The sequence below is a fragment of the Ensifer adhaerens genome, assembly GCF_001270265.1.
GTDB classification, from domain to species: Bacteria; Pseudomonadota; Alphaproteobacteria; order Rhizobiales; family Rhizobiaceae; genus Ensifer; species Ensifer adhaerens_B.
This window is the reverse complement of sequence record NZ_LGAP01000001.1, coordinates 554119-574593: the sequence shown is the minus strand read 5'-3', so window position 1 is coordinate 574593 and position 20475 is coordinate 554119. Positions and strand designations below refer to the sequence as shown.

General features: G+C 60.7%; 16 protein-coding genes. 3 read left to right on the top strand and 13 right to left on the bottom strand.

What is annotated here, in order from left to right; all coding sequences use genetic code 11:
- Positions 1-14 precede the first annotated feature (14 nt).
- Both AC244_RS02790 and AC244_RS02785 read right to left on the bottom strand, forming a co-directional pair.
- Positions 15-3170, bottom strand: a complete 3156-nt coding sequence (locus AC244_RS02790) for a c-type cytochrome (RefSeq protein ID WP_053247274.1) — start codon at positions 3168-3170, stop codon at positions 15-17.
- Between the two features lie 117 nt (positions 3171-3287).
- Positions 3288-4541, bottom strand: a complete 1254-nt coding sequence (locus tag AC244_RS02785) for a ferric reductase-like transmembrane domain-containing protein (RefSeq protein ID WP_053247273.1) — start codon at positions 4539-4541, stop codon at positions 3288-3290.
- A 369-nt stretch (positions 4542-4910) separates the two neighbouring features.
- On the opposite strand from AC244_RS02785, the gene AC244_RS02780 reads away from it, so the two are divergent.
- Entirely contained in the window at positions 4911-5528 is a 618-nt protein-coding gene (locus AC244_RS02780; RefSeq protein ID WP_053247272.1) for a GntR family transcriptional regulator, read from the top strand.
- 428 nt (positions 5529-5956) lie between these two features.
- Here AC244_RS02780 and AC244_RS02775 read toward each other — a convergent pair whose 3' ends face one another.
- The 5 genes from AC244_RS02775 to cysG all read right to left on the bottom strand — a co-directional run bounded on the left by AC244_RS02775 (position 5957) and on the right by cysG (position 10905).
- Positions 5957-6769, bottom strand: a complete 813-nt coding sequence (locus AC244_RS02775; protein WP_053247271.1) for a ferredoxin--NADP reductase — start codon at positions 6767-6769, stop codon at positions 5957-5959.
- 145 nt (positions 6770-6914) lie between these two features.
- On the bottom strand, positions 6915-7415 hold the full coding sequence (locus AC244_RS02770) for a DUF934 domain-containing protein (RefSeq protein ID WP_053247270.1): 501 nt from the start codon (positions 7413-7415) through the stop codon (positions 6915-6917).
- 16 nt (positions 7416-7431) lie between these two features.
- Entirely contained in the window at positions 7432-9105 is a 1674-nt protein-coding gene (locus tag AC244_RS02765) for a nitrite/sulfite reductase (RefSeq protein WP_053247269.1), read from the bottom strand.
- A 14-nt stretch (positions 9106-9119) separates the two neighbouring features.
- Positions 9120-9434, bottom strand: a complete 315-nt coding sequence (locus tag AC244_RS02760; protein ID WP_053247268.1) for a DUF2849 domain-containing protein — start codon at positions 9432-9434, stop codon at positions 9120-9122.
- A gap of 10 nt (positions 9435-9444) precedes the next feature.
- Entirely contained in the window at positions 9445-10905 is a 1461-nt protein-coding gene (gene cysG / locus AC244_RS02755; RefSeq protein ID WP_053247267.1) for a siroheme synthase CysG, read from the bottom strand.
- A gap of 231 nt (positions 10906-11136) precedes the next feature.
- On the opposite strand from cysG, the gene AC244_RS02750 reads away from it, so the two are divergent.
- Both AC244_RS02750 and mazG read left to right on the top strand, forming a co-directional pair.
- The gene (locus tag AC244_RS02750) at positions 11137-11724 is read left to right on the top strand and encodes a deaminase (RefSeq protein ID WP_053247266.1); all 588 of its coding nucleotides are present in this window, start codon (positions 11137-11139) and stop codon (positions 11722-11724) included.
- Between the two features lie 4 nt (positions 11725-11728).
- A complete protein-coding gene (mazG, locus tag AC244_RS02745) occupies positions 11729-12562 on the top strand; it encodes a nucleoside triphosphate pyrophosphohydrolase (protein ID WP_053247265.1) in 834 nt (277 codons plus the stop codon).
- A gap of 29 nt (positions 12563-12591) precedes the next feature.
- On the opposite strand, the gene hflX is transcribed toward mazG, so the two are convergent.
- The 6 genes from hflX to AC244_RS02715 all read right to left on the bottom strand — a co-directional run bounded on the left by hflX (position 12592) and on the right by AC244_RS02715 (position 20285).
- Positions 12592-13917: a GTPase HflX gene (hflX, locus tag AC244_RS02740; RefSeq protein ID WP_053247264.1), complete on the bottom strand. Its 1326-nt coding sequence runs from the start codon at positions 13915-13917 to the stop codon at positions 12592-12594.
- A gap of 78 nt (positions 13918-13995) precedes the next feature.
- Positions 13996-14238: an RNA chaperone Hfq gene (gene hfq, locus AC244_RS02735; protein ID WP_003535434.1), complete on the bottom strand. Its 243-nt coding sequence runs from the start codon at positions 14236-14238 to the stop codon at positions 13996-13998.
- A gap of 110 nt (positions 14239-14348) precedes the next feature.
- Positions 14349-15212, bottom strand: a complete 864-nt coding sequence (locus AC244_RS02730; RefSeq protein WP_053247263.1) for a D-amino-acid transaminase — start codon at positions 15210-15212, stop codon at positions 14349-14351.
- 15 nt (positions 15213-15227) lie between these two features.
- A complete protein-coding gene (trkA, locus tag AC244_RS02725) occupies positions 15228-16604 on the bottom strand; it encodes a Trk system potassium transporter TrkA (RefSeq protein ID WP_053247262.1) in 1377 nt (458 codons plus the stop codon).
- Positions 16605-16660: 56 nt separating this feature from the next.
- Entirely contained in the window at positions 16661-18025 is a 1365-nt protein-coding gene (gene ntrX, locus AC244_RS02720; RefSeq protein WP_025426781.1) for a two-component system response regulator NtrX, read from the bottom strand.
- Complete coding sequence (locus tag AC244_RS02715) at positions 18015-20285, bottom strand: sensor histidine kinase NtrY-like (RefSeq protein WP_053247261.1); 2271 nt, start codon at positions 20283-20285, stop codon at positions 18015-18017. The genes ntrX and AC244_RS02715 overlap by 11 nt, the downstream gene beginning before the upstream one ends.
- Between the last annotated feature and the right edge of the window lie 190 nt (positions 20286-20475).

The following is a 20475-nucleotide window of genomic DNA, read 5'->3' as shown; positions in this document are numbered from 1 at the left end:
CTCATCTGTGGCGGCTAGTCCTTGATCTCGAAAGTTACCATCTGCACGCTGCTGGCGCCGTTGTCGGCCTGCGCCTTTTTGGCGAGATTGACCGCCAGCCCGCGCGTCGGCGGCAGCTTCGACGCAGCCACATATTCCCGTGCCTTTTCGACTGTCAGCCTCTGATCGGCAAGGCCCCCGACGCGGCAGAAGGCCAGCATCGTTTCGGCGGGCGCTGCCGTATCGAAGGTCAGCGTGCCGGTCCCAGGTTGCGGGATCACCCTGCTTTCTCCTGGCTGTAAGGTCGTATTGCCGATCATCTCATCCGGGATAACTTCGACATTACCGTTCTCCTCGACATAGAGGATCTGCAGTTCGCAGGCCTGATTGACGCTGAGCTCGAACGAAAGCTCATCACCGACCTTGGCCGTCGTCGTCGGCACCTTCAATGCGAGTGCAAGCTTGTTGCCGCCAGCGACCTCCTGCTTGCGATAATCGGGCACGGCGGCGGCCACGGATTGAGGCTTTGCCTCGGGCTGCTGCTCGCTTCCGGCAACAACGATCGTGCTGGTGTCGAGCGGGCGGCGCTGGACGAGCGGCTCCAGCAGCAAGGCATATTGCTGCTCGACCTCATTGCGCGGCACGGTGTTGCCGGCCTCCAGCGTCGTCACCCAATCGAGCCCGAGACGCAGGACATTCGTATCCGTCACCCGCTTGATCGCATCGGAAAACTCTTGCGGCGTCATGTCGAACTCGGCGGCAAGAGCATCGAAGTCGAGCTCGTCTTCGTATTTATCGGCAAAATAGGTGACGATCTCGGCGTCGCCGGGTGCGTGCTTGCTCTGGAGGCCGCCATCCGGTGTCGGCTCTGTCACGCCGAGTTGGTGCAGAGCCTCGACGAAGCGTTTGCGATCCTTGCTATAGGCCTCATCCAGCTCCTCCTGTTTCACATACATGGCCAACAGAACATCCTGCTGGTCCTTGCTGAACAGTGTCGAGGTGGCGATATGGTCGCGCAACTGGTCGCGTTTCGAAAGAATACCGTCTGCGTGACAGTCGAAGCAGGAGCGGGCGTTGACGATTTCCACCCCCTTGCCGATCGGCCGTTCGCGGAACGAAACGATGGTCGTCGGCCCGATATCGAGCTGCTTGCCCGCCGCCGTCGACAGGTAGTAACCCTGCAGGCCGTTGGGCAGCGAGAAAATCATCTCGCCGCCATCATGCTCGAACGGTACCAGGCCAGCATCGAGCGCGCCCAACTCCTTGGGTCCGTGCGGGAAACGCTTCAGCACCTGTTTGCCGACGTCGCCGCCGAAGTCGTAGGACTTCCAGTAGTAACCGCCAAACGGCATGTCGTGCCGCTCGAGCATACGATTGTGATCAGAGACGCCCGACGAGCCGTCCGCAAAGCCGGCACGCAGAACCTTGCGCCGCCTGATGTTGTCGTCCACATCGATCTTGAAGCGCGTTTCCAGCTCGCGGATATGCGCCGGCAACCTCATCAGCCTGTTGTAGATCTCCGGACGGGCGCCATTGCTCATGAACCAGTCAATCCGCATGATCGGCAACTGCGTATTCGTTTCGTTGGAAAGCGCCTGAAGCGACGCGTCGCTCTTCGGATCGACGCCATAGAAATAGCGCTTGATCAGGAAGTCGTAGTCGGCGCTCTCCCATTGCAACTCACGCAGATCGACACGCACGAGCAGACCGTTGGTGCCGTCCACCTCCGCCGGCAAGACCAGCTTCGGTCCAGAGGAGAGCGAGTTCAGCAGCTTCTTGAAGCCGCCCGCCAGAACGTCCATGCGTTTCATGAACGTGGCCTCGTCTTCGCAACCCATCATGCCGTTGTATTGGTCGCGATAGGAAAAATACCGCATGTGCGGGCGATCGAGTGCGCTCACCCTGGAGATGTCCTTGAGCGCCGCTTCGACAAACTGATCGTAAGACAGCATCGGCCGGGATCGATCAGGCTTGGAGGCCGCCGTCTGCGGCAGGTTCTTTTCGCTGAGAGAATTGATCCAGCCTTCGAGCACCTCGACCTCTTCGTCCGTCGGGCGCTTGCCGAGCGGCATGCGGCCGCTGGTAACCGAGGTGAAAAGGCGCGATTTGGCAGCATCGCCCGGCGTGACAAAGTTGGCATCGGCTGCGATCGAAGCAAGTTCGCCGGCGGGATAGCTGCCTTGATTGCTTTCACCCGGGCCATGGCAATTGCGGCAATACTTGCCGATGAAGGCATCCGCCTGTTGGGCGAGCGCCGCATTGTCGCCGGACAATGCCGCAGAGGCGGTATTCTCTTTGCACACGGCGGTCACAGACTGCGCCACCGGCGCCGGCGCCTTGACCTCGCGATCGGACAGGAAGGCATAGATCGCGCGGCGATCATCATCGCTGAGCGCCGAAAGTCCCTTGGCAATCCGCCGCATAACGGGGTCGCTGATCGGCGCGCCGGACAGCTTCTTGCCTTCGCCGATGAGGCCCGTGGTAAACACCTCCGGCGCGGCGAGCCCGGCCATCTTCGCCTTGCCGATATCGGGTGCGACCGCACCAGTCAGCCCCTTCTCGCCCTGATAGGCTCTTTCAAGGTCGAGGCCGTAGGTCGTCGTGCGTGGTGTGTGACAGTCGCCGCAGCCGCCGACATTTTCGACCAGATAACGGCCGCGCTCCATTTGGGTCTCTTCGCGCGGCTGATAGGCCGGCACGGTGAAATGGGTGCGTTTCCATAGAGTTATCGTCGTCCGACGACTAAAGGGGAAAGCGATCTCATGTTCCTTCGAGGCGGCGTCGGACTGCGGCAAGGTCTCGACATAGGCTTTGATATCAAGCACGTCCTCCGGCTTCATGCCGCCATAGGATGTATAGGGCATGACCGGATAGAGGTTGTTGCCATCGCGATCGAGACCAACCATCACCGCGTTGAGGAACTGCGCATTACTCCAGCCACCGATGCCGCTGGCGTGGGGCGAGATGTTCGGCGCGTAAAAGGTTCCGATGGCGGTGTTCATCTCCATGCCGCCGGACAGCAGTTCGGTATTGTCACCGGATCCATGGCACGCGCCACAGCCGGCAGCGTTGAACATGTACTTGCCGTTCTCGGCATTCGCCTTGTAGGTCGAGAAAGCATCGTCGGCGAAAGCATCGCGCGCCGAAGCCGTCCCGGGACAGAGCATCGCGGCGGCAAAAGCCGCAGCCACTGCTATGATAGATTTCCTATGGATACCGGCACTCCGCGAGACATTCTCTCGCATATCACGCTGGCTGCGCATGAGCCCTGCTCCCTCAACCAAAAAAATCGTCATTAAAACGTCTGTTTACCGAAACTGAAACTGTTCGAATTCTACCCGGCGCGGCTTCTTTCCCAGCTCTTTCAAGCCTTTGACGATTGCCTCGCGCAAGGGTGGCGGCCCGCAAAACCAAAGATCCGCATCGCCTGGATCAATCGCGCTGCCGGCCGCAAGCTTCGCTGCGTCCAACCGCCCGTCCTTAGCCGAATCGTGCAACACAAAACTGAAATTGCCGAGTTTTGCTGCCTGCGCTTCGAAGGTTTCCAGGCCAATCGCCTCATTTCGGTCGCGCACGCAGTACACCATGTGGATGTCCTGCCCCTCGTCCCCCCTCAAATGACGCGCCATCGCCAGGAAAGGCGTGACCCCGATACCACCGGCAAGCCAAATCTGCTTCTTGGCGCCACGGCGATGATTGAACTGGCCATATCCGCCCTCGAGCTTCAATCGGTCCCCTATGGCGATATTCTCTCGCAGGGCCCGCGTGTAGTCGCCGAGCGGCTTGATGGCGAAGCGCACAACGCCATCGGCCTCGATGCCGGCGATGGTGAAGGGGTGCGGCTCGCGCAATCCGTTTTTCAGGACACGCAGGAAACCGAATTGGCCGGGCTTTACCTTCAGCGCTCGTCCGATCGGTCGGGCCGAGATAATGGTCGCGCCATCGTGCCGGGTGACTTCGAATACCTCATAGCTGCGCGTCCTCAGCCACGGCAGAAGCTGGGTATAGGCGTAGCTTAGAATGCCGAGTGCGGCGAAAGCGTTGAGGTAGACTGCAAGCAGGGCCGTCCCGTCATAAGGGCGCTTGATGAACATCTGGTGGAACGCGACGAGTACGAACAGCAATCCGATGAAGCGATGGGTATAGCGCCACAGGTGATAGGGAATCTCGATCTTCGTCTTCGGTATGATCTTGACGATGCTGAGAACAAGCAGCGCGCTCAGCCCATAGAAGGCGTACTTTCCGGCGGAAGCGGCAAGCTGGTTCAGCCCACTCGTCAACGACAGCCCCTTGAAATCAGGCGTCAGAAAATAATGCACGAGGATCAGACCCAGCACCGAAATGCCGATCTTTCGATGAAAGTGATAAACACGATCGAGCCCGCCAAACAGGGGCTCGATAAAGGGCGGTCGCGCCGCCATGAACTGTGCGATCGCCATGCAGACAAAAGCCATGGACGAGGCCATCAGTGAGAACGTCGTCGTTGCATTCGTGTGGCTGACGGCCGGTACGGCAAGCAACCCTGCGAACACGACCAGCGACCAGACTAGAAACGCTCCCACCTTACGTCCGCGCCCCTCAACGCCGATTGCCAACGGCTTATTTTAGAGAAGACTGACAAGCAGTTGGCTCTTCGTCAATATCATTTGAAAGTGAAACGGACGAGCGTCTGTTTTTATTCTAGCCGTTGACGTTTGTTATTTTTGCCTAAGCATTGGTGCCTACCACAAGGCCAATGCAAAGTAGCAACCGCAGGTCACTTCAATCACATCCATTGAGATCCGAAGGCGCCACAAAACGGACGGCGGCATTGCGGCTGATTGACAGTGTCCGCAACACACTCTCACGTTTGCGTCATTGATATATCAGGTTGCTTGCCGCCCGCACCAAACCATGGCATTTTCTGATATATCAGAAGCGACAGGACGCGCATGCCAGCTCACTCCCAGGCCCACCTCGCCTACCTCGCACTCGAGCGCCTCATCGTGACGCTCAAGCTTGAGCCCGGCATGCTGCTGACCGAGAAACAGCTAATCGAGCTCGCCGGCCACGGACGAACACCTGTGCGCGAGGCGATACAGAAGCTCGCGTGGCAGGAACTGGTGGCGGTGCGTCCGCGCGTCGGGCTGCAGATCGCGACCCTCAGACCCGACGACCGAGCCCATGTGATGCAAACCCGCAAGAACCTCGAGCCTCTCGCGGCCGCCTTGGTCGCAGACCACGCCAGCCCGCAGGCGCGCCGCGCAATGAAGGATTGCGCGGCCGAGATGAGCAAATGCGCGGATGTCGGCGACATGGAAGGCTTCCTGGTGGCCGACAAGGCTTTCGATGAACTGATGGAGGAGGCCTGCCCGAACAGGTTCCTGACAGCGGCCCTGGCCCCGCTCCAGACGCACGCGCGGCGCATCTGGTTTGCCGGTGCATCCATCGAGCGGATGCGCGGATCGGTTGACCGTCATGTCGAGGTGATCGGCGCCATCGTCCGCGCCGACGCCGAGCAAGCGTCAGTGGCAATGACGGACCTGATGGACTACCTGGTACAGGACTGACACCTCATACGGTGAGCAACATGCTGCCGGTCTTCAGTCGCCGCACGTGCCAGTCGAAAGCTTCTTCCAGAATATGCGGCGTCTGCCCCGCTCGCGTTGCCACGGCGCGCTTGAAATAATCCGCAAGCGGTTCACGGTAGGCCGGGTGACAACAGTTGCCGATAAGCTGCCGCCTCCTCCGGCGTGACGATCCGGTCATGCAACGATTTGCGGCGAATTCTGGTTTCAAGGCTCATCGACATGTGAAAATGCTGGGGAACGATAGTGTCTGCGAAGGGCTGGCGGTACGCTGATTGCACAGGTCCGGGCTTCCGCAGACGCATAGCTCGTCCATGGGCCGCGACGGTCTCACAGATGCGAAAAAGGCGCATCCAATGATGCGCCTTTCGAAAAAACACTTGTGCTGAAGGTTAGCTTTTTGCCGTCATTCAGCCGACAAAAGCGCGCTCGATGACAAACTCGGCCGGCTTGTTGTTGGAGCCCTCAGTCAGGCCCGCAGCCTCGAGAATTTCCTTGGTGTCCTTCAACATCGCCGTCGAGCCGCAGATCATACCGCGATCGATGGCCGCGTCGAGCGGCGGCAGCCCGAGATCGGCGAAGAACTTGCCGTTGACCATCAGGTCGGTCACACGGCCCTTGAACGGAAAGTCCTCGCGCGTCACCGTCGCATAGTGGCGAAGCTTGTCGCCGACGATCTCGTTCAGGAATTCGTGATTGCGAATTTCCTCAACGAGGTCGAAGCCGTATTTCAGCTCGGCCACATCGCGGCAGGTGTGTGTGAGGATGACTTCCTCGAATTTCTCATAGGTCTCGGGGTCGCGGATCAGGCTGGCAAAGGGTGCAATGCCGGTACCGGTCGAGAACATATACAACCGGCGGCCGGGAACCAGCGCATCCAGCACCAGCGTACCAGTCGGCTTCTTGCGCATCAGCACCTTGTCGCCAGGCTTGATCGCCTGGAGGTGAGACGTGAGCGGGCCATCGGGAACCTTGATCGAGAAGAATTCGAGTTCCTCATCCCAGGCGGGGCTCGCGATCGAGTAGGCGCGGTAGACCGGCTTGTCGCCGACCATCAGACCAATCATCGCAAATTCGCCTGAGCGGAAGCGGAACTCCGCAGGACGGGTCATGCGGAAGCGGAAGAGCCGATCCGTATAGTGGGTGACGCTCGTCACCGTTTCGACGAAGACACCTGCCGGTGCCTGGATCGCGAAATCTTCCGTTTTTGCCGGAGCATTCATCGTGGCTACAGTCCTGTAAATGATGACCCTGTCTATCAACAATACGCGAATATTCCAAGCCGCGCTCAACGGGAAGGAATTCCCTTCTAAATATAGTCGCTTTCGCGCATTTCGTGGTGCTTCACACTGTCGCGGTCAGCACCGGTTAGGAAACACGCCGCCAGCTATAGGACCTGGCGTCATCAGAGGGCCTCGCGGTCGGCTGATAGTGGTTGGCGATACCGGGCAACCGGCCTTCCGTCAGACGCTTCAGGGCCGTGGCATTGGTTACTGCGAAACTGTCGATGCCGCAACGCAGCATCAGCGGGATCTGATCGATCAGCACATCCCCGACTGCCCTCACCTCACCGGCAAAACCAAGCCGCGCGCGCAGCAGCGACGCATGGCTGAAGGCCCGCCCGTCATTGAAGGCCGGGAACGCGACTGCAACGAGCGCAATGCGATCGAGATGGGGCTGTAGCTTGGTAACGTCATCCGCCGGAGCGACGACCACACCCAAGGCCACCTCATCCGTCTCAGCCACCTTGGCGAGAAACGCGTCGAAACCGAGTATCGCCTTCTCATTCGAACCCGCTTTGGTTTCCTCGTTTTCGATGATCCAGGGATCATCGCTCACAAAGCCGGTTTCTTTCCAGATTTTTGTCATGTCCGTTCCTCGCGCCTCAAGCGGCTTCCTGTGCGCTGCCGCCATAGAGCGCGTCCTTGAAGGGTTGCGGGCCGACGCGACGGTACGCCTCAAGGAACGTTTCCGACTTGTCGTTACGCAGCCCAAGATAGGTATCGACGATCGTCTCGATCGCGTCGGTCACCTTCTCGGGTTCGAAACCGCGGCCGATGATCTCACCGATCGACGTGTTCTCGTCGCCGGAGCCGCCGAGCGTGATCTGATAGAGCTCCGCACCCTTCTTCTCGACGCCGAGCAAGCCGATATGACCAACATGGTGGTGGCCGCAGGCATTGATGCAGCCGGAGATCTTGATCTTCAGCTCGCCGATCTCGGCCTGGCGCTCGGGCGCACCGAAACGGGTCGAGATCTCCTGCGCCACCGGAATGGAGCGCGCGTTTGCAAGCGCGCAGTAGTCGAGCCCGGGACAGGCAATGATGTCGGTGATCAGGCCGGCGTTGGCGGTCGCCAGACCGGCAACCACCAGCGCCCGGTAAATCGGCTCCAGATCGGCCAGCGCCACATGCGGCAGGATCAGGTTCTGCTCATGGCTGACGCGGATCTCGTCGAAGGCATATTCCTCGGCGATATCGGCAACGGCTTCCATCTGCGCGTCCGTCGCGTCACCCGGAATGCCGCCGATCGGCTTCAGCGAGATGGTGACCATGCCGTAGTCCGGATGCTTGTGCGGCTGGACGTTCTGGTGAACCCAGCGCGAGAATTCCGGATCGGTCTTCTTCCAGCGCGCCAGGCTTTCCCAGCCTTCGGCGCGCGGCGCCAGCGCCGGCGGCGCGAAATAGGTGGAGATGGCCTGGATGTCCGCTTCCGGAAGCTTCAGCTCCGTATCCTTCAGCGCCGCGAACTCGACCTCGACTTGACGGGAAAGCTCTTCGGCGCCGGTTTCGTGCACGAGGATCTTGATGCGCGCCTTGTACTTGTTGTCGCGACGGCCGTGCAGATTGTACACGCGCATGATCGCCGTCGTGTAGGACAGAAGATCCTCCTCCGGCAGGAAGTCGCGAATCTTCTTGGCGATCATCGGCGTGCGGCCCTGTCCGCCACCGACATAAACGGCAAAGCCGATGCGGCCGTTGTCATCCTTTTTCAGGTGTAGACCGATGTCGTGCACCTGGATCGCGGCGCGGTCGCGCTCGGCGCCGGTGACGGCGATCTTGAACTTGCGCGGCAGGAACGAGAATTCCGGATGGACGCTCGACCATTGTCTCAGGATTTCCGCATAAGGCCTTGGATCCGCGACCTCATCGGCCGCAGCACCTGCGAAATGGTCGGCCGTCACGTTGCGAATGCAATTGCCCGACGTCTGCAGCGCGTGCATTTCGACGCTTGCCAGTTCGTCCAGGATATCCGGCGTGTCGGAAAGGCGCGGCCAGTTGTACTGAATATTCTGGCGCGTGGTGAAATGGCCGTAGCCGCGATCGTACTTGCGCGCGATGTGCGCAAGCATGCGCATCTGGCGGCTCGACAGCGTGCCATAGGGGATCGCAACGCGAAGCATGTAGGCATGAAGCTGCAGATAGACGCCGTTCATCAGGCGCAGCGGCTTGAATGCGTCCTCGGCCAACTCGCCGCTCAGGCGGCGCTCGACCTGGTCGCGGAACTGCTCGACGCGCGAGGAAACGAAGGCATGATCGAATTCATCGTAACGGTACATGTTGTATCGGTTCCTCAGGCAGCAAAGTTCGGGCCGGCGAGCCCATTGTATCCGGCGGCATAGGGGATCGAAGGGCCTTCGGCGCGGATGCGCTCACGCATGCGCACCGGCCGCAGCGTGCCGTTGACTTCCTCGACGTCGACGACATTGGCGTCCACGACCTTGTTGTCGTCGAAGGCAAGCTTGCCTGTCGCTTCCAGCGCGGTGACCGCCTCGGCATGGCGGGCAATGAAGGCCTGTTGGAGCGATTCGACCCAGTTGCCCGAGGCATCCAGCCAGACGGATATGCCATCCGAGAGCCGATTTGCCGTCAAAACCTTGTCCACCATCACGTTTCCCTTAGTTCAGAATCTGTTCGTCGCGCTGTGCTGCAGCTTCGATCGTCGTTTGCTTGACGGCGCGTTTGCCTGCCACCAGCGGTTCAGAACGCTCGAAATTCGCGCCGGCAACGGCATCGCCGATGATCACCATGACCGGTCCGGAAAGCTCGGTGCGGCTCTCCAGGTCCGGCAGGTCCCTGAGCGTGCCATGCAACAGTCGACGGTCGGTGCGGCTGGCGTTTTCGATCACAGCCACGGTGGTTTCCGCGGGCAAGCCTGCCTGCATCAACCGGCCGGCAACCGAAGCAGCGACGGTGCGACCCATATAAACGGCGATCGTGGCGCCGGAAACGGCAAGCCGTGCCCAGTCAGGCAGCACTTCGCCGGTCAGGTCATGGCCGGTGGTGAACACCAGCGACGATGCGACACCGCGCAAGGTCAGCGGCAATTCGAAATCGGCGGCTGCGGCAAAAGCCGAAGTAATGCCGGGCACGATCTCATAGGTGATATCAGCTTCGCGCAGCGCCGCCATCTCTTCGCCAGCACGGCCGTAGACAAGCGGATCGCCGGACTTCAGGCGAACGACGCGCTTGCCCTCACCCGCGAGCTTTACCAGAAGCTGGTTGATCTCGTCCTGCGACTTCGTATGGCAACCCTTGCGCTTACCGACGGAAAGCCGCTCGGCATCGCGGCGGCCCATATCGACGATCGCCTGCGGCACCAGCGCATCATAGACAATTGCGTCGGCTTCCATCATCACCCGCTGGGCGCGCAGCGTCAGCAGATCCTCAGCGCCAGGACCGGCACCAACCAGCCAGACATGACCCGAGGTCGCATGCGCGGCGTCGAGCAGACGGGAGGCCTCGCGGCGCGCTGCGGCGACATCGCCAAGCGCAACCTTGTCGGCCACCGGCCCCTGGAAGAACCGGCGCCAGAACAGGCGGCGCGCGACACCACGCGGCACGAGCCGATCGACGGCATCACGATAACCGGCGGCGAGCGACGCAACGACACCGAGCGACGGCGAAAGCAGTTGATCGATCTGCGCCCGGATCATCTGGGCAAGCACCGGACCGGCGCCTTCAGTCCCAATCGCAACGGCGACCGGTGCGCGATTGACTAGCGCCGGTGTGAAGAAATCGCAGTAATCAGGCTGATCGACGGCGTTTGCCGGAATCTTTTGCTCGCGCGCGGCAATGACGATCTGCCGATCCTCGGCGGCATCGCCGGTTGCGGCAAATACCAGGATGGCGCCTTCGAGCTGTTGCGGATTGAAGGCCCCGCGCACAGTTTCGATCGCCTGCTCGCTCAGGAACGTCTCGAAGTCAGCCTCCGGCGCATCCGTATAAACGACGATCGACGCCTCAGTGTTGAGCAGCAAACGCACCTTTGCGAAGGCCTCGTCGCCATTGCCGAACACCGCCACGCGCTTTTGCGCGACGCGAAAGAATGCGGGAAAGACGGAGAGCTGCTGCGACATATTCTTGCAATCTGTTCCTTCTACAGGCTGCGCTGAATATCCCGCATCGCCCAGAGCAATTGAAGAAACAGAAATTTCAATGGCTTTCAGGTCCCGTATTGTTTTGCTCGACCGCACGGCATTTTGAGCAAATATCTCCGGAACGGCTTGCCGATGGCGCTGTCCGCAGCCATTGCGCCCAAGGGGCAACCTCCGTTAAATGCCGCAAGACATCTGCCGGAGACTGAAGACATGACACAATCCGAACTGGCCGAACGGCTGCTGAACGTGATCGAGCAGGATATCCTGCCGTTGACGGAAGAGGGTGTCGCCGTGGGCAACAAGGTGTTCGGCGCCGCGATCCTGCGCAAGTCGGACCTTTCTCTCGTTCTCGCCGAGACGAACAACGAGACGGAAAACCCGCTCTGGCATGGCGAAGTGCACACGCTCAAGCGCTTCTACGAGATGGCGGAAAAGCCAGACACGCGCGATCTGATCTTCCTTTCCACGCACGAGCCCTGCTCGATGTGCCTGTCGGCGATCACCTGGGCGGGCTTCGACAATTTCTACTATTTCTTCAGCCACGAAGATTCACGCGACAGCTTCTCCATTCCGCACGACCTGAAGATCCTGAAGGAAGTGTTCCTGCTTGAACCCGGCGGCTACGCGCAGAACAACGCGTTCTGGAAGTCGTCCTCGATCGCGGCGCTCGCCAAGGATGCCGACCAGCCAACGCAGGAGAAGCTTGCAGCCCAGGACGCGCGCATCCGCGACCGCTATCAGCGCCTGTCCGACAGCTACCAGTCGGGCAAGAGCGACAACGCCATTCCGTTGAACTGATCCCATGGAACCATCACGCGACATCAAGGGCCTTCTCGACATCATGGAGGCGCTGCGGCAGCCGGAAACCGGCTGCCCGTGGGACGTCGTCCAGACGTTCGAAACGATCAAGCCCTATACGATCGAAGAAGCCTACGAAGTTGCCGACGCCATCGAGCGCGGCGACATGCATGACCTTTGCGACGAGCTGGGCGACCTGCTGCTGCAGGTGGTGTTTCACGCCCGCATGGCCGAAGAGGCCGGCGAGTTCGCCTTTGGCGATGTCGTCGAGGCCGTCACCCGCAAGATGATCCGCCGCCACCCACATGTCTTCGCTCGTTCGGACGCCGACACCCCGGAGGCGGTCAAAAGCCAGTGGGACAAGATCAAACAGGCTGAAAAGGCGGAGCGCCAGGCGCGTCGCACCAAGCATGGCTTGCCGTCTGACGGCGCTCCCAGTCATCTCGGTTCGATCCAGCGCAGCTTCCCGGCGCTCGTCGAAGCGCTGAAACTTCAGGAACGTGCCGCCAAGGTCGGCTTCGACTGGTCTGAACCGGAACCTATTCTCGACAAAATCGAGGAAGAAATCGGTGAGCTGCGCCAGGCATTGCGCGAAAAGGACCGTGCGAAGGTGGCCGATGAACTCGGCGACCTGATCTTTGCAGTGGTGAATATCGGCCGGCACGTCGGCACGGATCCGGAAATGGCGCTGCGCGGCACCAACACCAAGTTCCGCCGCCGTTTCGGACATATCGAGCGCGAACTCGAAGCCAGCGGCGAGACATTGGATGCGGCAACGTTGGAACGAATGGAAGAGCTCTGGCAGGCAGCCAAGGCGATCGAGCGGCAATTGGCCTGAGGCGCCAACCGCGCCTCAGGTAAAAACGCTTACCAGTCTTCCGCGATGGGTTTCGGCCCGTTGCCGAGACGCCGCTCCAGTTCCACGGCCTCGTTTTCTGTCAGGCGAAGATCAAGACTGACCTTGCCGTCCTCGAGATCTTCGCGACCATCGACGATGGCGTGCTCGTAGACCCAGGGCAGAAGCTGCAACTGGTCGACGCCGAGAACGACAGTGCATTCGGTCAATACGCCCGACAGGCGACGACCGATCTCCGCCAGCAGCACATCGACGCCCTCGCCTGTAATCGCCGAAACCGCCACGGTGTTAGCCGTGCTTGCCGCCTTGTTCGTCAGAGCTTCGCGCGCTTCCGGCTCGAGCCGGTCGATCTTGTTCCAGACTTCGACTAGCCGCGCCGCCGCTTCCTTCTCGTCGATGCCGAGATCGGCCAGAATGCGCAGAACGTCGCTTGCCTGCGCCTGGTTGTCCGGATCGGAGAGATCGCGCACGTGCAGGATCAGGTCGGCTTCGAGTACCTCTTCCAGCGTCGCGCGGAAGGCGGCAACAAGGTGCGTCGGCAGGTCTGAGATGAAGCCGACCGTGTCGGACAGAATCACCATGCGGCCATGCGGCAGTTTCAGTCGCCGCAACGTCGGATCGAGCGTCGCAAACAACATGTCCTCCGCCAGCACCCCGGCTCCGGTCATTCTGTTGAACAGCGTCGATTTGCCGGCATTGGTGTAGCCGACAAGTGCCACGATCGGATGCGGAACCTTCTTGCGCTTGGAGCGGTGCAATTGCCGCGTGCGGCGGACCTGCTCCAGCTCGCGCTCGAGCTTGACGATGCGATCCTGCAGCAAGCGCCGGTCCGCTTCGATCTGGGTTTCACCCGGGCCGCCCATGAAGCCGCCACCGCCGCGCTGGCGCTCAAGGTGGGTCCAGCTGCGGACAAGCCGGCCCTTCTGATAGTTGAGATGCGCGAGATCGACCTGCAACGTGCCTTCCTTGGTGGAAGCGCGGCGCCCGAAGATTTCAAGGATCAGGCCCGTCCGGTCGATGACTTTGGCGTTCCATTCCTTTTCCAGGTTGCGCTGCTGCACAGGCGTCAGCGGATGATCGACGATGACAAGGCCAGCATCCTGTTCGACGAGGATGTGACCGATCTCTTCGATCTTGCCGGTGCCCAGAAGCGTTCCCGGCTTTGGCTGCGCCACCGAAACGATGGCGCCATGAACGACGTTCAGGTCGATCGCCCGCGCCAGGCCCGTTGCCTCCTCCAGCCGACTTTCATCGGTGCGGGTGCTGGTAGCAGAGAGAGTTTCAGCCGCCTGCCTGCCGGTCTTCTTCAGAACCGGCACGATGACGACGGCGCGCATGTCGTCGCGGAGCGTTTCAAGCTCCGGAATGATCGACGACGACTTTGAATCCCGTTTGGTAATGTGCCTAACGTCCCGTCAGGATGCGGCTTCTTCGTTCTCGAACATCTGCAGCGGCTGGCCCGGCATGATGGTCGAGATCGCGTGCTTGTAGACGAGCTGCGAATGACCGTCGCGGCGCAACAAGACACAGAAATTGTCAAAAGACGTGACGACGCCCGTCAATTTGACGCCATTGATAAGAAAAATTGTCAGAGAAATCTTCTGTTTGCGGACCGTATTGAGAAAAAGATCCTGCAAGTTCTGAGAACGTTCCGCCATCGCGCCGATTCTTTCTTATTTGCCGGCGTCTCGCGCCGGTGCATTTTGTCTATTTTTTCAATCAGAGGCGTCACAAGTACCCTTCCCCCGACACCTCTGTCAGTTTGGTATCAAATCAATGTCTTTTCCGCAACGCCGAAAAAAGCTTCGCGAATATTCTGCGCTATGCTTCCCGGATGACCGTTGCCGATCGGTTTGCCGTCGATGGAAACCACCGGAAAACAGATGCTCGTCGCCGCGGTGATGAAAACTTCGCGCGCCGCGAGCATGTCGTCAACGGAGAATGCGCGTTCTTCGATCCTGATTCCAAGAGGCGCCGCAACGTCCATCAGGGTCGTACGGGTGATGCCTCTGAGAATACCGTGATCGGCCGGCCGGGTGCGCAGCACGCCCTCCCGATCGACGATCCAGACATTGGTCGCCGCTCCCTCCTTCACCGTGCCATCCAGGTCGACGAAGATCGCCTCATGGGCGCCCTCTTCCTTGGCCCTCTGGCGCGCAAGCACGTTCGGCAACAGGCCGACGGATTTGATGTCAACACGGTCCCAGCGGTTCTCCGGAACAGTGATCGCCGAGATGCCTTCGGCATTCTTCCTGGCGATCACTGCCGCATCGGTGCGCTTCGCCGTCACCACGATCGTCGGCACGGTACCCTTTGCCGGAAACACGTGATCGCGCCGCGCGGTACCGCGCGTCACCTGCATGTAGAACAGGCCGTTTCGCACCCGGTTGCGGCGCAGCACCTCGCGAATGACGTGGATTAGCGCGGCACGGCTCATCGGCCAATCGATGCGAAGTTCGCTTAAGGATCGGCCGAGGCGGTCGAGATGTCGGGTCAGATCTACGATGAAGCCATGACGGATCTCGCAGACTTCGTAGACCCCGTCGGCGAACTGGTAGCCGCGATCTTCGATATGGATGGCGGCATCGGCGTGCGGCACATAGGCGCCGTTGACATAGGCAATTCTCGGCATGGCGTTTGTTTGACCTCAGAAGAACTGAATGCTGACGCGGAAAAGCTGCTCGACATGGCGCACCGCATCGGCGGCAGCAAACAGCACCACGCGGTCCCTGGCCTTGATCTTGGTGTCGCCGTGCGGGCGAATGAATGTCTGGTCACGGTAGAGTGCGCCGATGCGGATGCCGTCGGGCAGATCCAGCTCGCGCAGCGCCTTGCCGACCAGCGGCGACGTTTCCAGCGCTTCGGCTTCGATCACTTCAGCCGTCCCCTTCTGGACGGCATAGACCGAGCGGATGCGCCCCTTGCGCACATGCTGGAGCACGCGTGAAATCGTTACCGCGCGCGGGTTGATATAGGCATCCACGCCGGCGGTTCCCGCAAAATCCTGGTAGGACGGCTCGTTGATCAAGACGAGCGTCGATTTTGCGCCGAGGCGTTTTGCCATCATGCTGCCGAGGATATTGATCTGGTCGTTGTTGGTCAGCGCCACCACCAGGTCGGCATCCTGCACGTCGGCCTGCATCAGGATGCGCTGATCCATCGCCGAACCGTTGAGGACGACAGTGTTGCTGAGCTTGTCCGCCATCATCACAGCGCGGTCGCGGTCGCTTTCAATCAGCTTGACGCGGGTTCTCGGTTGGTTTTCCTCGATCGCCTTGGCGACGAAATAACCGATATTGCCGCCGCCGAGAATGACGATGCGGCGCGCTTCCTGCTCCTCGTGCCCGAACAGAGCCAGCGTGCGGCGCGCATGATCCCGGTCGCAGACGACATAGGCGAGGTCGCCGGTCTGCAATTGATCCGACGAATGCGGCACGATCAGCTTGCCGTTGCGGAAGATGCCGGTCACGGTTGCCTGCAAATCGGGAAACAGTTCGCTCAATTGCTGCAGCGGCGTGTCGACAACCGGGCAATCTTCCATGCACTCAATCGCCACCATGGCGACACGGTCGTCGGCAAAACGCACGACGTCCGTCGCACCGGGGAACGAGATGCGCCGCAGAACCATTCGGCCGACTTCGACCTCCGGCGAAATAGTGACATCGATCGGGACATTCTCGCGCGAGAACAGGTTGGCGTATTCCGGCGCCAGATAGTTCTGCGCGCGGATACGGGCGACCTTGGTCGGGACATTGAAGATCGCGTGCGCCACCTCGCAGGCGACGATGTTGACTTCGTCGAACAGCGTGACCGCGATCAGCATGTCGGCCTGATCTGCACCGGCCTTCGCCAGCACATCGGGATGTGCGCCATGGCCGACATAACCGCGCACGTCGAGGCTTTCGGTGATGTTGGCGATCAGGGCTGCCGACGTATCGATCACCGAGACGTCATTGTCTTCCTGAGCCAGCCGTTCGGCGATGCCGTAGCCGACCTGCCCCGCACCGCAAATGATCACCTTCATGTCGTTCTTTCACTCAAGGCACAAGCGGCGGCCGCTAGCCGGAAGAGGTTTAACGCTCAAACGCCCAGCGACTTCAGCTTGCGGTGAAGCGCTGAACGCTCCATGCCAACAAATTCGGCCGTGCGGGAAATGTTGCCGCCGAATCGGTTGATCTGAGCGATCAGATAATCGCGCTCGAACATTTCGCGAGCCTCGCGCAGCGGCAGCGTCATGATGTGCTGGTCGCCCTGCGCGGAGATCTTCGGCAAGGTATCGCCAACTTCGGTCGGCAGCATGTCGGCGGAGATCGGGGTATCCGGACCGTCACTGCGGGCAAGGATCATCAGGCGCTCGATATTGTTGCGGAGCTGGCGAATGTTGCCCGGCCAGTCGTGGGCCTGCAGCACGGCGAGCGCATCATCGCCGATCTTGCGCGGCCGGATGCCCGCCTGCTCGCTGACCTGGCGCATGAACATGTCGACGAGAAACGGGATATCCTCGCGGCGCTCGGCCAGCGCCGGCACCCGCACGGGGATGACCGCGAGCCGGTGGAAGAGATCTTCGCGGAAGAGCCCTTCAGAGATCATGTTTTCGAGGTTGTAGGCCGTCGAGGAGATGATGCGGACATCGACCTTGACGCGTTTCGTGCCACCGACCCGCTCGAACTGCTGATCGACGAGAACACGCAGGATCTTGTTCTGCGTTTCGCGCGGCATTTCGCCGACTTCATCGAGATAGAGGATGCCGCCATGCGCCTCTTCGAGTGCACCCGTACGACGCGGTTGCCCCGGCGTGCCCTCTGTTCCGAAGAGCGCAATCTCCATGCGGTCGGGTGTGATCGCAGCCGCGTTCAGCGCCACGAACGGGCCGGTCGAGCGGGTCGACTTGCGGTGGATCATCCGCGCCACCAGCTCCTTGCCGGAGCCGGACGGTCCCTGGATCATGATGCGGCTGTTGGTCGGCGCCACCTTTTCGACGGTTTGCCGAAGCTGCGAAACGGCAACCGAGGTCCCGATCAGTTCGACCGGATCGCCCGACTTCTTTTTCAGCTCCGAGACTTCGCGCTTCAACTTCGAGTTCTCGAGCGCACGCTCGGCGATCAGGATCAGGCGGTCGGCCTTGAACGGCTTCTCGATGAAATCATAGGCGCCGCGCTTGATGGCGTTGACAGCCGTTTCGATGTTGCCGTGACCCGAAATCATCACGACAGGCAGATCGGGATGGCGTCCCTTGATCTCGTCGAGCAGAGCGAGGCCGTCGAGGCGGCTGCCCTGCATCCAGATGTCGAGAAAGACGAGCCGCGGCACGCGGTCGCTGATCGCCGCAAGCGCACTGTCGCTATCGAATGCCGTGCGCGTCTCGTGCCCTTCGTCGGACAGGATGCCGGAAACGATCTCGCGGATGTCTTCCTCATCGTCCACAACCAGAATGTCAGCGGCCATCGCTCGTACCCTTACCCTTCAAAGTGTCTTCGCCCCCGGCTTCTCCGGCAGGCGGCAGGATCACGCGGATCATTGCTCCGACGCCGCCATCGAAATCGGCCGGTGCGTCGTGCAATTCCAGTTGTCCGCCATGGTCCTCAATGATTTTCTTGACGATCGCGAGGCCAAGGCCCGTGCCCTTCTCGCGCATCGTCATATACGGTTCTAAAATTCTGTGCCGGTTCTCGGTCGGAAGGCCTTTGCCATTGTCGATGACATCGACGACAAACCGGCCGGCAACTCCATCCCGCTGTGCGCGCACCAGCACTTTCGGCTCGCCCCGGACAGCCTCCGTCGGCACCGCTTCGATCGACTCGACCGCATTCTTGACAATGTTGCCGAACGCCTGGCCGAGCATGCGGCCATCGAACATGCCTTCGAGCGCCTCGTCGCCGAAATCGCGAATGAAGCTGATGTGGTTGTTGCCCATTTCGCGCAGGAACACGGCGTCCTTCAAAATGGCGCGCAGATCCGCCTTTTCCTTGGTCGGCTTCGGCATGCGGGCAAAGGCGGAGAACTCGTCGACCATCCGACCGATATCCTCGACCTGGCGGACGATCGTATCGGTGCATTGATCGAAGACGACCCTGTCCTCCTGATCGATCTGTTTGCCGTAGCGACGTTTCAGACGTTCGGCAGAGAGCTGGATCGGCGTCAGCGGGTTCTTGATTTCGTGTGCGATACGGCGCGCGACATCGGCCCAGGCAGTCGAACGCTGTGCGATCACGAGGTCGGTAATATCGTCGATGGTGATGACGTAGGACTCGTTTGCCTCGCCGCCCTCTTCGCGCGTCACCTGGACGTTGAGCGTGCGTTCGGTCCCGCCGCGCATGATGTTGATCTGCTTGCGGAAGTTGTTGCGGTAGCGGCTTTCCGCTTCAACCAGAACTTCCTCGATCTCAGGTGCAACCACGCGTAGATCGGCACCGAGCAGATCCGGCGCGGTCTTTTTCAGAAACTCCTCCGAGGAAGAGTTGGCAATGGTGATCTGCCGATCGCGGCCGACGCCGATGACGGCTGCCGTGACGCCCGAAAGCACCGCCTCGATGAACCGCCGCCGATGATCGACCTCGTCCTTGGCCTCCAGGATCTGTTCCTGCTGGGTGCGGATCTCGGAGACCATCTTGTTGAACGTGCGCGATAGATTGCCGACGTCGCCATCGACCGCACGCACCGGCACCACGACGTCGAGATTGCCGGAGGCAACACTGTCGGCCGCACCGATGAGCTGCCGGATTGGCCGAACGATACGGTCGGCCACCGCGATTGCCGTCCAGATCGCCGCAAGCAGCACGATCAGCGCAAAGCCGATATAGAGAACGCCGAAGGCAATCTGCGTGAAGGCACGCCCAGCCTCCAGCGTCTTGTACTCGGCGGTGTTTTCTTCCATCAGCCGCAACGAACGCATCACTTCGGGATCGACGTTGCGGACAGTGTAGAGATAGGTACCGGGAATATCGTCAAGTGGGATCACGGCACCCACAAGGTTGGTAATGCCCGGCGGGATCAATGTCGGCTGACCGGAAACCGAGCTTTTCAGCGCGTCTGGCGGGATAGCCGGCAAGGGCTTTTCCGTCGAGATGTTGGCCTGGAGAATGGCACTGCCATCCGCCCGGACGAGGAAAGCGCCAAGCATGCCACGACCCCTCGCCTGTCGCGTCATCAGTTCGGTAAAGCCGGTCCGGTCGAGGCTGTAGAGCTGCCGATTGCGCTCAAGGTCATTGGCCATCGACACGGTCTGGCCTTGGAGATAGCTGGCATTTTCGAGCACATAGGCCTGGGCGACACTAATAGACGATCTAACGATCGCCTGGGTTCGCAGTGAGAACCAGCGGTCAAGGCCGACATCCAACGTTATGCTGGCGAAGATCGCGACCAGAATGGCGGGCGTGATGGCGACGATCGAAAACAGAGCCACGATGCGCACATGAAGCCGCGCGGCAGCTCGGCCCTTGCGGCGCGCGCGCAGCAATCTGAGAATCTCGCGAACGATGAGATAGATCAACCCGACGACGAACAGGCCGTTGATCGCGGCGCAGGCGATGAAGACGTTGCGCTCCAGCCGGATCGGCGTCAGCCCAAGCAGAACGAGCAGAGACAGGGTGGCGCAGACCAGCGCGCCGATCGCCAGCATGAGGCCCGGCAGGGCAAAGGACGCGCGGCGGTCCTGCACCGCGACTCCGTCATCTGTGCCCAGCGGCAAGGCCATTGCATCCACCATGTAAAAACATTCCCCCAACCGGCGCCTGTCGACACCGGCAATTCTCACTCACATTCCGGGTCAAGGTGTTGACCGGACCGTCCGTCGGAGCTGTTGCGCATGGGCCACAGGCCTTAGGGCCGGGCAAAGCAGTGCAACGCCGCTCGATTCGGCGGTCATAACACGTTCAAGCAACGCATTGTGGCGAAAA

What these genes read in the sequence shown, in the direction of transcription:
- cysG (WP_053247267.1), bottom strand. Translation starts at nt 10,905, where the DNA reads ATGTCGCAGCAGCTCTCCGTCTTTCCCGCATTCTTTCGCGTCGCGCAA.
- AC244_RS02770 (WP_053247270.1), bottom strand. Translation starts at nt 7,415, where the DNA reads ATGACAAAAATCTGGAAAGAAACCGGCTTTGTGAGCGATGATCCCTGG.
- AC244_RS02775 (WP_053247271.1), bottom strand. Translation starts at nt 6,769, where the DNA reads ATGAATGCTCCGGCAAAAACGGAAGATTTCGCGATCCAGGCACCGGCA.
- AC244_RS02780 (WP_053247272.1), top strand. Translation starts at nt 4,911, where the DNA reads ATGCCAGCTCACTCCCAGGCCCACCTCGCCTACCTCGCACTCGAGCGC.
- hflX (WP_053247264.1), bottom strand. Translation starts at nt 13,917, where the DNA reads ATGCGCGCCGTCGTCATCGTGCCGGTTCTGAAGAAGACCGGCAGGCAG.
- AC244_RS02760 (WP_053247268.1), bottom strand. Translation starts at nt 9,434, where the DNA reads ATGGTGGACAAGGTTTTGACGGCAAATCGGCTCTCGGATGGCATATCC.
- ntrX (WP_025426781.1), bottom strand. Translation starts at nt 18,025, where the DNA reads ATGGCCGCTGACATTCTGGTTGTGGACGATGAGGAAGACATCCGCGAG.
- trkA (WP_053247262.1), bottom strand. Translation starts at nt 16,604, where the DNA reads ATGAAGGTGATCATTTGCGGTGCGGGGCAGGTCGGCTACGGCATCGCC.
- AC244_RS02730 (WP_053247263.1), bottom strand. Translation starts at nt 15,212, where the DNA reads ATGCCGAGAATTGCCTATGTCAACGGCGCCTATGTGCCGCACGCCGAT.
- mazG (WP_053247265.1), top strand. Translation starts at nt 11,729, where the DNA reads ATGGAACCATCACGCGACATCAAGGGCCTTCTCGACATCATGGAGGCG.
- AC244_RS02715 (WP_053247261.1), bottom strand. Translation starts at nt 20,285, where the DNA reads ATGGTGGATGCAATGGCCTTGCCGCTGGGCACAGATGACGGAGTCGCG.
- AC244_RS02750 (WP_053247266.1), top strand. Translation starts at nt 11,137, where the DNA reads ATGACACAATCCGAACTGGCCGAACGGCTGCTGAACGTGATCGAGCAG.
- AC244_RS02765 (WP_053247269.1), bottom strand. Translation starts at nt 9,105, where the DNA reads ATGTACCGTTACGATGAATTCGATCATGCCTTCGTTTCCTCGCGCGTC.
- hfq (WP_003535434.1), bottom strand. Translation starts at nt 14,238, where the DNA reads ATGGCGGAACGTTCTCAGAACTTGCAGGATCTTTTTCTCAATACGGTC.